The 13,196-nt window shown below is 58.8% G+C and carries 16 protein-coding genes and 1 tRNA gene; 10 read left to right on the top strand and 7 right to left on the bottom strand.

Annotation, left to right across the window (positions count from 1 at the left end):
• Positions 1-126: 126 nt before the first annotated feature.
• From HH1059_RS02250 to HH1059_RS02240, 3 genes are all read left to right on the top strand, one after another.
• Entirely contained in the window at positions 127-1,305 is a 1,179-nt protein-coding gene (locus HH1059_RS02250; RefSeq protein WP_096410296.1) for an aspartate aminotransferase family protein, read from the top strand.
• Between the two features lie 31 nt (positions 1,306-1,336).
• Positions 1,337-2,239, top strand: a complete 903-nt coding sequence (gene argF, locus HH1059_RS02245; protein WP_096407789.1) for an ornithine carbamoyltransferase — start codon at positions 1,337-1,339, stop codon at positions 2,237-2,239.
• A 271-nt stretch (positions 2,240-2,510) separates the two neighbouring features.
• A tRNA-Ala gene (locus HH1059_RS02240) sits at positions 2,511-2,586 on the top strand.
• 214 nt (positions 2,587-2,800) lie between these two features.
• Here HH1059_RS02240 and HH1059_RS02235 read toward each other — a convergent pair.
• Genes HH1059_RS02235 through HH1059_RS02230 form a run of 3 tightly spaced genes read right to left on the bottom strand, consistent with a single transcriptional unit; the run spans position 2,801 to position 4,644 of the window.
• Positions 2,801-3,058, bottom strand: coding sequence for a hypothetical protein (locus HH1059_RS02235; protein WP_096407786.1), 258 nt, complete (start codon positions 3,056-3,058; stop codon positions 2,801-2,803).
• A 54-nt stretch (positions 3,059-3,112) separates the two neighbouring features.
• On the bottom strand, positions 3,113-3,364 hold the full coding sequence (locus tag HH1059_RS14050; protein ID WP_197710730.1) for a sce7726 family protein: 252 nt from the start codon (positions 3,362-3,364) through the stop codon (positions 3,113-3,115).
• 5 nt (positions 3,365-3,369) lie between these two features.
• Complete coding sequence (locus HH1059_RS02230; RefSeq protein ID WP_096407784.1) at positions 3,370-4,644, bottom strand: RNA-guided endonuclease InsQ/TnpB family protein; 1,275 nt, start codon at positions 4,642-4,644, stop codon at positions 3,370-3,372.
• 22 nt (positions 4,645-4,666) lie between these two features.
• Here HH1059_RS02230 and HH1059_RS14045 point away from each other — a divergent pair, with 22 nt between their 5' ends.
• Together HH1059_RS14045 and HH1059_RS02220 are read left to right on the top strand one after the other, a co-directional pair.
• Positions 4,667-4,915, top strand: coding sequence for a transposase (locus HH1059_RS14045; RefSeq protein ID WP_109962855.1), 249 nt, complete (start codon positions 4,667-4,669; stop codon positions 4,913-4,915).
• A gap of 596 nt (positions 4,916-5,511) precedes the next feature.
• Complete coding sequence (locus HH1059_RS02220; protein WP_096407781.1) at positions 5,512-6,045, top strand: tetratricopeptide repeat protein; 534 nt, start codon at positions 5,512-5,514, stop codon at positions 6,043-6,045.
• Between the two features lie 426 nt (positions 6,046-6,471).
• On the opposite strand, the gene HH1059_RS13735 is transcribed toward HH1059_RS02220, so the two are convergent.
• The 4 genes from HH1059_RS13735 to HH1059_RS02205 all read right to left on the bottom strand — a co-directional run bounded on the left by HH1059_RS13735 (position 6,472) and on the right by HH1059_RS02205 (position 10,076).
• Positions 6,472-6,627: a hypothetical protein gene (locus HH1059_RS13735; RefSeq protein ID WP_231901998.1), complete on the bottom strand. Its 156-nt coding sequence runs from the start codon at positions 6,625-6,627 to the stop codon at positions 6,472-6,474.
• Entirely contained in the window at positions 6,608-7,342 is a 735-nt protein-coding gene (locus HH1059_RS02215; protein ID WP_096407778.1) for a hypothetical protein, read from the bottom strand. Before HH1059_RS02215 ends, HH1059_RS13735 begins: the two co-directional genes overlap by 20 nt.
• Before the next feature lie 2 nt (positions 7,343-7,344).
• A complete protein-coding gene (locus HH1059_RS02210; RefSeq protein ID WP_096407776.1) occupies positions 7,345-8,739 on the bottom strand; it encodes an MBL fold metallo-hydrolase RNA specificity domain-containing protein in 1,395 nt (464 codons plus the stop codon).
• 158 nt (positions 8,740-8,897) lie between these two features.
• Positions 8,898-10,076: a site-specific integrase gene (locus HH1059_RS02205; RefSeq protein WP_162549308.1), complete on the bottom strand. Its 1,179-nt coding sequence runs from the start codon at positions 10,074-10,076 to the stop codon at positions 8,898-8,900.
• 437 nt (positions 10,077-10,513) lie between these two features.
• Here HH1059_RS02205 and HH1059_RS13730 point away from each other — a divergent pair, with 437 nt between their 5' ends.
• The 5 genes from HH1059_RS13730 (at position 10,514) to HH1059_RS02180 (ending at position 13,194) form a co-directional block, all read left to right on the top strand.
• Positions 10,514-11,140, top strand: coding sequence for a hypothetical protein (locus HH1059_RS13730; RefSeq protein WP_096407771.1), 627 nt, complete (start codon positions 10,514-10,516; stop codon positions 11,138-11,140).
• 75 nt (positions 11,141-11,215) lie between these two features.
• Positions 11,216-11,704, top strand: a complete 489-nt coding sequence (locus HH1059_RS02195) for a hypothetical protein (protein ID WP_096410295.1) — start codon at positions 11,216-11,218, stop codon at positions 11,702-11,704.
• 153 nt (positions 11,705-11,857) lie between these two features.
• Positions 11,858-12,124: a type II toxin-antitoxin system Phd/YefM family antitoxin gene (locus HH1059_RS02190; RefSeq protein WP_096407768.1), complete on the top strand. Its 267-nt coding sequence runs from the start codon at positions 11,858-11,860 to the stop codon at positions 12,122-12,124.
• Positions 12,108-12,494, top strand: coding sequence for a type II toxin-antitoxin system VapC family toxin (locus tag HH1059_RS02185; protein WP_096407766.1), 387 nt, complete (start codon positions 12,108-12,110; stop codon positions 12,492-12,494). Before HH1059_RS02190 ends, HH1059_RS02185 begins: the two co-directional genes overlap by 17 nt.
• A gap of 409 nt (positions 12,495-12,903) precedes the next feature.
• Positions 12,904-13,194: a hypothetical protein gene (locus HH1059_RS02180; protein WP_096407763.1), complete on the top strand. Its 291-nt coding sequence runs from the start codon at positions 12,904-12,906 to the stop codon at positions 13,192-13,194.
• Positions 13,195-13,196 lie beyond the last annotated feature (2 nt).

Below are 13,196 nucleotides of genomic sequence, written 5' to 3'. Positions count from 1 at the left end.
CCTAAACGGTGCAGGCATACTACGCAGCCGATACTGGCCCTGCAAGGTTAGCAAAAAACTTGCACAGCCAAAACAAGACCGGTAGCTTATCCATCTTCTGAGAATTACCCCTTGGCGCAAGCGAGGATAATGCAAGCCCTTATCCCCACATACAAACGTCTACCCGTCGCCTTTACCCATGGCGATGGCAGTTGGCTATATGACGATCACGGCCGGGCCTACCTTGATGGCATAGCCGGGATAGCGGTCTGTGTCCTCGGCCACAGCCATCCGGGGGTGGCTGCTGCAATAGCCGAACAGGCGCGCACCCTGGTGCACACCTCCAACCTCTATCGCATACCGCTCCAGGAGCGCCTTGCCGAACGGCTCTGCCAGCTCAGCGGGCTGGATGCGGCATTCTTTTGCAATTCCGGCGCCGAGGCCAATGAGGCGGCCATCAAGCTAGCCCGCAGCCACGCTCAGCAGCGCGGCATCACTGAGCCACAGATAGTAGTAACCGAGGGGGCCTTCCACGGCCGCACCCTCGGGGCCTTGGCGGCCACCGGCAACCCCCAAGCGCAACAGGGCTTTGCCCCGCTGCCCGAGGGATTTCAGCGGGTCCCCTACGCCGATGCCGAGGCGATCGCCAACCTTGACGACGAGCGCATCAGCGCCGTGCTGATTGAACCGCTGCAAGGCGAAGGGGGGGTTAAACTCCCGCCAGCCGACTACCTCCGGCGGCTGCGCCAAATCTGCGATGAGCGCGGCTGGCTGCTCATGATTGACGAGGTGCAGACGGGCATGGGGCGCACCGGGCAGATGTTTGCCTTTCAGCACAGCGGTATCCGCCCTGATGTCATCACCTTGGCCAAGGCGCTCGGCAATGGCCTCCCGATCGGGGCCTGTTTGGCCGATTCCAAGTCTTCGGCGTGCCTCGGCCCGGGCAGCCATGGCACCACCTTCGGTGGCAACCCAATGGCAGCGCGCGCCGCCTTAACGGTTATCGACACCCTGGAGCAAGAGCATCTCGTCGCCCATGCCGCAAGCGCCGGCAACGCCCTAATGCACCACTTGCAGGAGCGCTTGGCCGGCACTGATGGAGTAAAAGAGATCCGCGGCCAGGGGTTGATGATCGGCATTGAGCTAAACCAAGAGGCTACGCAACTGCCCCTGCGAGCCCTGGATAAGGGCCTGCTGATAAACGTCACGGCGGGCTCAGTAGTCAGGCTCCTGCCGCCACTAAATATCAACGATGCTGATTTACAGCATCTCGCCGACGGTGTCGCCGACCTGATTGGCGAGCACCTCGCCGAATACTCGGCGTAATCCCTCCCACCTTAACGATGGAGGGCGTATAATGCGCCACTTCCTCACCCTAAGTGATTGTACTAGCGACGAGATTCACCATCTCCTGCGTCGGGCTGGCGAACTAAAGGCCATCCACCAGCGCGGCGAACTACATCAGCCCCTGCTCGGTCGAGTCCTGGGGATGATCTTCGAGAAGGCCTCAACCCGCACCCGGGTATCCTTTGAAAGCGGCATGGCTCAGCTCGGTGGTCACGCCATATTCCTCGCCCCTGAGCATAGTCAGCTCGGGCGCGGCGAACCGATAGCCGATACCGCTAGGGTCCTGGCGCGGATGACCGATGCTGTCATGATCCGCACCTTCGGCCACGAGCGTATCGAGCAGTTCGCCGAGCACTGCAGCGTCCCGGTCATCAATGGCCTCTCCGATCAATCCCACCCCTGTCAGCTGCTCGCCGATATGCAGACCTTTATTGAACATCGCGGGCCTATCGCAGGCCGGCGGGTAGCCTGGGTCGGCGATGCCAATAACATGTGTACTAGCTGGATTGAGGCCGCCGGCATGCTCGGTTTTGAGCTGCGTATCGCCGCCCCGGAAGGCTACCGGCCTAGCGCCCGGACACTCGAATTGGGCGGCAATTGGGTTAGTCTACACGACGATCCTCGTGATGCCGCGGCGGCCGCCGACCTGGTCACCACCGACGTCTGGGCGAGCATGGGTCAAGAAGAAGAACAGGCGCAGCGCGAACGGGCCTTCGCCGATTTCTGCGTTAACGACTCGGTAATGGCCGTCGCTGCGCAAGAGGCGATCTTTATGCATTGCCTACCCGCGCATCGTGAGGAGGAGGTCAGCACTTCGGTGCTGGAAGGCGGCCAAAGTGTGGTCTGGGATGAGGCCGAAAATCGGCTTCATGCCCAGAAGGCTTTGCTTGAGTGGCTTTTCGCGGGTCAGTGAGGCTTTAAGCCGTGGCAACGAGAAGCTTTGCTTCGGTAAACCCCTCGAGCCACTTAACACTTCCGCTATGTAGGACGCCGTAAATCCATCCCTGGAGGCTTCATGGCGCCATCCATGGCGCCAAGACCTCCATAGCGGAAGAGTGTTAAGTGGCTCTGAGAGTGGTTTTAGGCAATATTTTCTTCAAAATCTGCTAGCTTGGAATCTATAAAACTACCCGCTTGGACCTCTTGGAGAAGCGCTAAATTCATGCTAATGTGCAGACCCTAAAGGGGCCGTAGCTCAGTTGGGAGAGCGCGACATTCGCATTGTCGAGGTCAGGGGTTCGAATCCCCTCGGCTCCACCAAACGTGAGACAAGGTGCTTCGCCCTATCCTAAAGCCCGCGCCAAGCGGGCTTTTTTGTGTCATAACCTAGCACTTAGGTGGCCTCCAAAAACTTCGCCGGCGCCACCATCCGCCCCGGTGTGGAGGACGCCGTGAATCCATCCCTGGAGGCTTCATGGCGCCATCCCTGGCGCCAAGACCTCCACACCGGGGCAGATGGTGGCGCCGGCGAAGTTTAGAGGTTCCCCTTAGCAGGCAACGGCAGCCGACCATGGAGCGCTTCGCGGTTGGGGTAGCGTTCACCAGCAGACTTTAGTGGGGTTGGGCTGCGTTCAAGGTAGCGTTGTGCGGCGCGCTGGTAAGCCGTTTCCCGCTGCCTACGCTCGTGCAAAAACTCGCCCACCAGGCGTGAGACGCTGGTGCCGCGCTTTGCAGCCTCGATGCGTACCCACTGCGCAGTCTCCTCGTCCAGGGCAATGGTTATGTTCTTCATATCACATAAAGTTTGGCATATTAGATTCGTGTCAACCAACCAAAGCGGCCACAGTTATCGGTTGCTAACTGTCTGTGGGCAAACCTGCTCTGGCTTAGTAACCGCCGTGCGTTTAGTACTCAGCTGGAAGCGCGACGAGAGACAGATAACCCCGACATCGTCAGGCACCCGCTCTAAAATTCGCTCGGCGTGGCTCGGGCTCGCAACGATATTAACGGACGCGAACACTCTCTTATAGTTTTCGACTTGATGTACCAACCTATCCAGCGAGTCCCTCTCAGACTTAATCTCATGAACTACTCCCACCAAGCTTACGCTATGGCGTGAGTTTCGCGCTTCGACGGGAGTGCCGATTCATCCAGAGGATGACCCGGTCTGACCTCCCTCCACGCATCGGCCGGTTCCCGACCGGATAAACTCCGCTCCAGCCAAGCCAACAGCACCCGAGCGGCGTTCTCGTCCCGTGAACAGGACGCGCCGCAAGGGCAGCTGTGCCAGCGCTGGCCGAGCGGTTTCTTCTCCTGCTGCCCGCAGGCGTGACAGGTCTGTGAGGGCTTGATCTGCCGCGTCGGGGCCTCCACCGCCCAAGCACCAGCTTCTTCCGCTTTGAGCTTGAGCAATTGATGGAAGGCCCCGCCAGCGGCATCAAGAATACCGCGGTTCAAGCCCCTCTTATGCTGACCGCCTTTGGCGGTCATGTTCCGAATGCTCAGCGCCTCAAGGCCCAAAGCGCTGAACTCTTTGATCAGTCGGGCAGAGACCTGATGGAGAAAATCGTGGCGCTGATTGGCCACCTTACGGTGCAGCCGGCGCAACTCATCGTACGCCTTGCGCAACCGGTTGGAGATGGGGAAGCCCCGACTCCTACCCGACGCCTTCTTGGCCGCCTCCTCCTTGCGGGAGATCTCGCGCTGTACGCCACGGATGGCATCCAAGGTGCCGGCAAGGTGGCGGGGGTTATCGATGGTCTCGGCACCTTGCGCGGTCGCCACAGTGGCGAAGGTCTCCAAGCCCCAGTCGAGCCCGCCCATCCTCTCGCCACACTCTCGCACCGGCTCGCAGTTCAGCGTAATGCTGGCATACCAGCGATCACCGCGTTTGATGATCTCGCAGGTCTTGGGTGTGCCAGGGGTGCGGGGTCTGCCCCGAACGGCAACCGCACCAACGCCGGAGAGACGCAGGGTGCCGTGCTGCATCTGCTCGTTGGTCAACAGCCGCCAGCCGTCGCCGTGGGTCTTGTACCCCCAGCCCTTGAACCGGTGCAGGGGCTTGAAGCGGGGGAAGCCCGGCGTCTCGCCCTGCTTCACCCGGCGAAAGAAGTGCTGAAACGCCAGATCCAACCGTTTGAGGGTGACCTGCTCAGACTGGGCATTGATCCCACTCAGAAGTTTCGATTGGCTACGCCACTCGGTCAGCCGCTTGCACTGTGCCGAGAACCCCAACGACTCCTGCCGCTCGCTCCAAGCCCAGCGCCGCTCGGCGAGCGCCTCGTTCCACAGCAGGCAGTGAACCCACCGCTGATGCTCCAAGGCGGCAAGCTGCTCAGCTGTTGGGTAAAGTCGATAGGTGGCTTTGCGTTGGATCATCTTCCCAGTATGCTTGGTTGTTATGGAATCGCAACCACTAAAGCAGCTATATCACTGCACCTTCCGACTTCAATACCACTTGGTTGTGGTTACCAAGTATCGACGCCCGTGCATCACCCAGCCGATGCTCTCCCGCTTAGAGGCAATCGCTCGGGCGACGACCAATTACTGTCGGTGGTGCGCCGCTGTCGGTCTTGAAGCAGTACATCGAACAACAGGAAGCCCCAGAGTAATGGCGCTGCGCGCCATGCGCCGCTTCACCACCCCCTAAGCCGCTGCGCGGCTATAGGCGGAGCACTGCGGCGCGTTTTGGTAGTAGTCGCGCAAAGGTAGGGGAGCGGCCGGAACTGGCCATTTCGCGGAATACTGTAGATGAGAACAGTCGTGAAAGCGCGGTTAATTCTGTTGAACCTTGTGCCACATTCCACCTATGAGCCCAATTAATGGCATTGTCCCAAAAAGAAGAGGCGCTCCGATCAACGAGCAGCTTAGTTGTTGTAACGTGCGCTACCGAACCTCAGCCAGCGAGTGTACTAACGCTAAGGATACCGCGCCAGTGGCAGTCCTGGCTATGGGGAAGCGCTCAACAGCGAGATCTAGTGGGTAGGTCCGGGCGCTCCTTCTGCCATGCCTTGAGCACCTGCACCGGGGCTCGGTTCCCCAGCACCAGCTGGGTTGCTGATCCGGCCATTGCGGCAACTCTAGATCCAATGTAGAGTCGTATTGGTAAAATCGGGGCATGTAAGGAATTACGCAGCCATTCAAACCTTAATTTTTAATAGTTTGATAATGGTTTTCCTCCCCCATCGACTCCACCATGTTCATCCCTAGCAATTTCTAGCGGCAACTAGCGGCACTAACTAAGCGATGGAACCCTTAAATCCAGCATTTCTGATAACCACACTGAGCGTCGTAGTGGCACTGTTCGGGGTAATCGTGCTCGTCATTACGATCTATGAGTACACCAAGCTTCGGGCATTGCGCGACGACTTCGAGCACTTTAAAGAGCAGTGGCGCAGCGAGGTGCATTCTCTGCAAAAAGCGATGCAGCGCGTCATCGCTAGTTACAGCTGTAAGGATCCTGATGCGCAAATCGCCCTGCTCCAGGATGCTGTCGCCCTCTACCCCAAGGTTTTTAACGGTTACAACGCCTTAGGCTATGCCTATCGCAGCAAAGGGGAACTAGCCCAAGCAGCGGACGCCTTCCACGAGGCGGTGCGCCTTAACCCCGATCAAATAGAGGGCTACTGCGACCTTGCGCGGGTCTATTACGAGCAAGGCGAGCAGACTCTCGCCGAGAAATACTTGCGCAAAGCCCTCGACATGGACCCTCAAGGAGTCCGCGATGGGCTGCGTGGGGATGGTTCACTCGAGCACATCGTCGAACGCTTGAGGGACTGAGCGAAAGACAAGATCCGTGACTAGCAGGGGATAAATTTTTTAATGCGAGCACCGCCATTGTGGCTAGATATAATCCTGACCACCAAGCGCCGCTTCCAGAGGGCTGCAGATGGCAACCATCTGCTGTGGATAACCCCCGCATGCGTTGACCGCGTCTGCTATCGCTCCCAGCTATTCGAGATAGGCCGCCGCGATTCGCGGTTGCATTATCGTCATAAGGGGTTCCTTGTCCCCGGTGACTGGGATCTGCGGGCCCGTCCTATCTCTATTGACGGCGACTTTCCGGGCAGTCAGAAGTACGCAAAGCTGGCCGACCTAGTTCGCTGCGCGGACGATTTTCGGCAAAGTCTTTGGTATGCCGAAGCGCGCCAACAATTACAAGACGAAGGGCGATTCGTCTATAAGAGCCGCCATATCATGACCGACCTAGACTCGCTCGATCGCTTTTTTGAAAATTATCTCGTCAAGTTGATCGTCAGTCTCCGCACCGAAGGCTATTTGCCAGAGTCTGCCCAAGGTGAGCACTGCGGCGTGGCGATTGGACGGGATGGCGACTTGCTGCTTACAGAGAGGGGCCGGCACCGGTTTTTTGTCGCCCACCTGCTCGGACTGCGAAGGCCTCGCACCGCTGCCCCGGATGACCCTCGCGGGCCCCATCACGATCCTGACGGGCAACCTTCTTCCAGCCCTTTTGCCGGACTATTTCAGCCATATGGTCGGCCGGATCCCGGTGGACTACGACTAATTTAAACGGCTCGTAAAGCGGCTGCCAAATCCCGTCCATCTTCGGATCCATCAAGGGCACCCGTTTATCGACCAGGACCCATTGAGCACCAGGGGCGTTGGCGAATAACCGCTCCTGCAGCCATTGTCGCCAATAGGCCACCATATCGAGCTGCTTACCAGCATCGATCTCTGCCAAGAATTGTTGCAGATAGCGCGCATCGATGAGCCACTCTTCGATGCTCTCTCGCTCTGCCTGACTGGCATGAACACCCCCACGGCGCAACCCCAGAGCACGCGAGAGTGCCCGCCGACGTTCCTGCAAGCGATACCACCATGTCCACCGGCGGGCACGTCGCTCCTTGGCGATTTTACTCTCCAACTCCTTAAGCCTAACTTGAGCTATCTCGCGCTGGCGCTGGCGATCATCAGCCGCCGTTAACAACGCACCTACCCCGCCATCCCCGGATAATCCAGAGATCTTGGGGGCTATAGCTATCTGCTCCGTATCCTTAAAGGCATCAATCAATGCCCCCGAGCCGGAAAACCCAAAGCCGTATATCAAAATATTCATCTTCAACCACCAACAATCTGCACTGGCCGGCGAGCATACAGTTGCGCCAGCCCCTCGCCTAGGGCACGCCGCGCCGCCTGTTCACCGTGAACCAAGATAATCCGCCGCGGCCAGCGCTTCATCCGCTTAACAAAGCCGAGCAGCTCGGTTTGATCAGCGTGGGCTGAATAGCCAGATATTGTTCGCACTCGAGCGCGTATAGGGATCCGTTCGCCGGCCAACTCAACCATACCAGAGCACTCGGCTTGGCGCTGAATCTCGCGCCCCGGGGTGCCCTCGGCCTGATAGCCGACAAACAGCACCTGATGACGCTCCTCGCCAAGCATAGCGCGCAGATAGCTGACCACCCGCCCGCCCGTGATCATACCACTAGCGGCGATCACCACCGCCGGGCGCAGGGTGCGGACCAGATAGTCGACCGTTTGCAGATGCTCAGCATGGCTATCGACCGTCACTAGATTAGCAAAACTCAGCGGATGCCGCCCCCGACGCAGCCGCTTACGTGCCTCCGCTGGCCAAAAATCCCGCAAGCGCCTATAGATGCGATTAAACCGCGCCGCCAACGGCGAGTCGACGATGACCTCCAGGCGCCGCCACGGCTCACCACCCTGCTCAATCAAATCCTCCAACTCATAGAGCAGCTCTTGAGTGCGGCCAATACTAAACGCCGGGACAACCACCGTGCCGCCATTTGCCAAGGCGTGCTCGACGCTCTCGCGCAGCTGCGCGGTACGCTGCTCGCGCTGCGTATGGCGGCGATCGCCATAGGTAGCCTCCAGCACCAGCGTATCGGCGCGGTGCGGCGAACGCGGCGCCGTCATCAGCGGCGAGCAACGAGCGCCCAGATCGCCGGAGAAGACCAACCGCTCGCGCCGGTTAAGACGGCGGGCGTGGAGATCGACCTTAACGTAAGCCGACCCCAAGATGTGCCCTGCCCGCTCTAAGCGGATACGCAGGCGCAGCTCCTTATCATCTACCAGGGTATGCCAACGCCCATAGCGCAACGGCACTAATTGCTGCTCAAGCTGGTTGCTAAATTGGCCAATCAGCTCAGCATCACGGGTAAACCCGACTCGGAGTGCATCTTCGATAACCGGGAAGAGTAACTGCGCCGAGGGTTGAGAACAGAAGATGGGGCCCCGATAGCCTGCCGCTAGGAGATACGGCAAGCGGCCAACGTGATCAATATGGACATGCGTGATGACGAGCCCCACCAGGCTGGCGATATCAAACTCGACCCGATGCTGGGTCAGCGAATCGAGCTGCGGCGCCACATCACGGCCCTGGAACAGGCCGCAGTCGACAAGCAGCGAGCACTCGGGGGTGGCGTATAGTTGATGACAGCTGCCGGTGACGCCTTGGGCGCCGCCGTGGTGAACAATAGTGGTAAATTCCATTTAGTTTGATCATCCTTGAGGGAACCTTTAAAAACTTCGCCGGCGCCACCATCCGCCCCGCTGTGGAGGACTCCGTGAATCCATCCCTGGAGGCTTCATGGCGCCATCCCAGGCGCCAAGACCTCCACACCGGGACGGATGGTGGCGCCGGCGAAGTTTTAGAGGCCACCTTGAGTTTTGTTGTGAAACGCCGCCATCATAGCCTCAAACGATGAGCCATCATCATTCAAGGCATTAGAGACGAAAGGCGCATAGCGCTCAAAGAGCATCTTTGATGACGAGTGACCGAGCAGGCGCGAGACAAACAGGGGGTTTTCGCCGGCAGCCAGGTGGAGAACAGCCGCAGTGTGACGAGTCTGATAGACCCGCCGCGGCGCTAAGCCGAGAGCCTTAAGAGTAGGCAGCCAGACTTTCTCCGCAACCCAGCTCGGCCTGAGTGGCTTGCCGTCGGCGCGAGTAAAGACATACTCATCTTCCTCTTTGCCGCTAACGTGCTGACTCAGCTCGCCTAATAGGCCCGCGGCAAGCGGGATATCGCGCCTCGTCTTACGGTGCTTGAGCGTGGTCTGCTGGTCATTAACCAGCGACTCCCGGACGCGTAACTGACGCCGCTCAAAATCCACATAGCGCACTTTAAGGCCATTCACCTCGCAGCTGCGCAGCCCGGTATAAAAGCGCAGCTTGAAATAGAGGTGGTAATCAGGCTCAACAGCTGCAAGAAAGGCGGTCACCTGCTCCGCAGTAAGCGGCATGGGGTCGTCGCGGTCATCGCGCAGCGGTTTCAGGTTCTTCATCGGGTGCTCAATGCCCAGCTCACGCTCAGCAAAGGCCATAATCCCCGATAACGGCGTCAGGATGGCATTGATACGGGCATTACCCAGCCGGCGATTGCCGAGCTTATCGGTAAGCTCGAGCAACTCCGCGCGATAGGCGCGTACACTCCGCTCGGTAATCTGATCCAGCGGCCAATCGCCAAAATGCGGAATCAGGTAGCGATCGAAGGTGCAGCGCACCCCCCGCGCATAGCTCTCCTTCCAGCCGCCGACATAGAGTTCGAACCACTGCTCGGCATAGTCGCCAAAGCGTTGCTGGGGAGAGCGCGAGCCGCGCTCGCGGAGCCAGCGCTGCGCGGCATCGAGCTTGCGACTGTTAGGGAACCAGGCGGCATAATCGAAGGTACCCATCTCGATCTCAGCGTTTATCCGCCGCAGATCACGCCTGATGCGCCGGCGATTATCAGGGGTATCTTGCAGTCCCGAACTCTCGCGAAAACGCCGCCCATACAGGCAAAGATCGTACTGCAGAATGCCGTTAGGACGGACACAGAAGGTGGCCATAATTATTTTCCTTCCCTGGAAAAGCGCAACTGTTAGTTTCTTGGGGCTCAGGCGATCGGCGCTCATCCCTGCGCTACTCTGCGCGCGCACCTGTCACGCCCCGGCGTGATAATACTCCCGTTTTCCGGGTTCGCCAATGGGCAATTTTGCTAAGATGTGGGCAACTCCTGGGAACCTCTAAAAACCTCCCCGGCGCCATTATCTGCCCCGGTGCGGAGGACGCCGTGAATCCATCCCTGGAGGCTTCATGGCGCCATCCCTGGCGCCAAGACCTCCACACCGGGGCAGATAATGGCGCCGGGGAGGTTTTTTGAGGCATCCTCCTGTAACAATCCACTGCAGGAAAACCTGCCGAAGCCTTCACAAGTACCTTTTGATAGGTGAACTGGCTTCGGATCTGGTATGCTGCCATTCGGGGAAAGATGGATTAGTGATCAATGGCGCTTGCTGATAGCGATATCGAGTACATCAAAGCTCACCTTGGCGAGTGGTTGGCTGAGCAAAGCTTAGGCAAACCGCCAGCTGTCTATGAGCTAGAGCTGCGCGAGCGCATGGTGCGAGTTGAGGAGGAGCTCAAGCACCAGCGGGAACTGATGCGCCAGGGCTTCACGCAGATGGAGAAGCGCTTTGAGCAGATTGATGCCCGCTTCGAAGCCGTGCAGCAGCAGATGGATAAGCGCTTCGAGCAGGTCGATAAGCGCTTGGAACAAATCGATGCCCGCTTCGAAGCCATGCAACAGCAAATGGACAAGCGCTTCGAGCAGGTCGATGCCCGTATCGAAGCTATGCAGCAGCAGATGGATAAGCGCTTCGAGCAGGTCGATAAGCGCTTGGAACAAATCGATGCCCGCTTCGAAGCCATGCAACAGCAAATGGACAAGCGCTTCGAGCAGGTCGATGCCCGTATCGAAGCTATGCAACAGCAAATGGATAAGCGATTCGAGCAGGTAGACAGACGTTTCGACGAAATGCTACGCCGCCATGATCGACACTTCCTGTGGCTGCTTGGCAGTATCCTAACGGGCTTCGGTATTGCAATCTCGATGCTGAGTTTTCTGAACTGATAGCCACATACCCAGCTCCTAAGGAGTTGCAGCGTGCGCTTGACTCAAGAACAGATCGCTGCCATTCATCGAGTTATTGAGCAAATCACAGGCAGCACGGCACGCCTTCAGTTCCTCACACGGATCGCTGAACGCGAGCGCAGGCACCTGCTTGCAACCGATCAGCGACTATTCGAAAAACCGTTCACAATTGAGCGAGCTCGTGCCCTAGAGAACCTTACAGAAGAGTCAGAACGTGTTGATGCCTTTGTGGCGCGCTTCGGCCGGCTCCAGGACACACTAGGTGACAAATTGATCTCGGCACTGCTGCGCGCGCTCGGTGAGCGCGTAGGCCCTGCAATAGACAATCTAGATCGTGCCGAGCGATTCGGCTGGATCCCCTCCAGCGACGACTGGTTCGCGGTCCGCAAGCTGCACAATCAGATGGTACACGAATATATTGAGGACCCGGCGGTCCTCGCTGATGCCCTGCAGCGAGGGCACAGGTACGTGCCGGTGTTGGCACAGGTTACGGACAACCTGATCTTAACCACAAAGGAGAAAGTCTGGCGTCGGAGTGATTGAGCGCGAATACTGCTGACCGTGAGGCTCGACCCACAACAAGTATACCGGCTACCGTCCGCAGGTCAGCGTTGAGAAGGGATCGTGTTCTTGCCTTTGGGCACCGCTTAGGTTAGTCTTTTTGACTAAGTCCAACTTAAACACCAGCGGGGCTCCATGACAGAGACCGTCAACATCCATGAGGCCAAGACCCACCTCTCCCGCATCCTCGATAAGGTCAGCCAGGGGGAGTCGGTCATCATCGCTCGATCGGGCCAACCTATCGCGCGCCTATCCCGTTTTGAGTCACCGCAGCCTGGAACCAGTGAGCGCGTCGGCTTCCTGAAGGGGCAGATCGAGGTGCCTGAAGACTTCGACCGGCTCGGCGGGCAAGCGATCCTCGACGCCTTCCAGGGAGAGGATCCGAATGCATCTGCTCCTTGATACCCACATCCTGCTCTGGGCAGCAGCGGACTCCCCGCGGCTACCTCAGCAAGCGCGAGACCTCCTCCTCGATCCGGACTATCAACTCGCCTACAGCGCTGCGAGCCTGTGGGAGATCACCATCAAGCGCGGTCTCCACCGTAGTGACTTCCGGGTGGAGCCTCCCGTGCTCCGGCGCGAGCTCTTGGAACACGGCTACGAGGAGTTAGCGATCCGTGGCGCCCATGCGCTCGCCGTAGGCAGCCTACCGGACCTCCATAAGGATCCCTTTGACCGCATGCTGATCGCGCAGGCTGATGTCGAGGGCTATACGCTGCTGACCAGCGATCATCAGCTCGCGCAGTATCCGGGGCCTATCCGTACCGTCTAGACAGAGCCGGGCCTCGACGGGATCGAGCCGGACCCGAACAAGCGGCTCAAGTATGCGGATTTCGTCGACAACTACGCACAGCTCGATGACAATGAGCAGGAACTGTTCAGGCAGCGCTTGCCGCACTCGCCCTGTTTGTGGTCTAATTAACGCTCACAATTTGAGCACCGATGTTGAGAGCGGGCCTTCTTAAGGCGACACCGTTCCGGCGGTAGCGTGCCCAAACGCCCTACCCCGGCCCCCTACGCCCCTCACGGAAACGCCACCGCATGGATTCCGAAGAACTCCACCTGGCCGTAGCGCCGCCGGCATTGGCTATCGTGGCGGGGTGCGAGCCATTCGGTAGCGAGAGAGCCCCCTGGGCCCTCCCAGCCTGGGCCCTTGCGACACACTGGATGTGACACCATATATGACGTCACGTAAACTGGATGAAGTCATACAGGTGCTTGAGACGGCCGGTGCGTCCCTGCGGTGTGACGACATGCGCCGCCACCTTGAATCACTGGGCTTTGAAGTCCGCGATGGCAAGAAGCAGGGACACAACATCGTGACCCATCCGCACCTGGAGGGGTTTTACTCCACCTCCTACACGTGCGGGCACGGAAAAAATCCTGAAATCAAGCCGCCTTACGTTCGCAAGGTCCGGGCGACGCTGAGAAACCACTACCAGTCGCTGAGCGACTATCTGGGAGGCGAGTAGCA

The organism is Halorhodospira halochloris (assembly GCF_002356555.2).
GTDB lineage: Bacteria > Pseudomonadota > Gammaproteobacteria > Nitrococcales > Halorhodospiraceae > Halorhodospira > Halorhodospira halochloris.
Note: the sequence above shows the minus strand (reverse complement) of the source record. Positions and strands in the feature narration are given on the sequence as shown.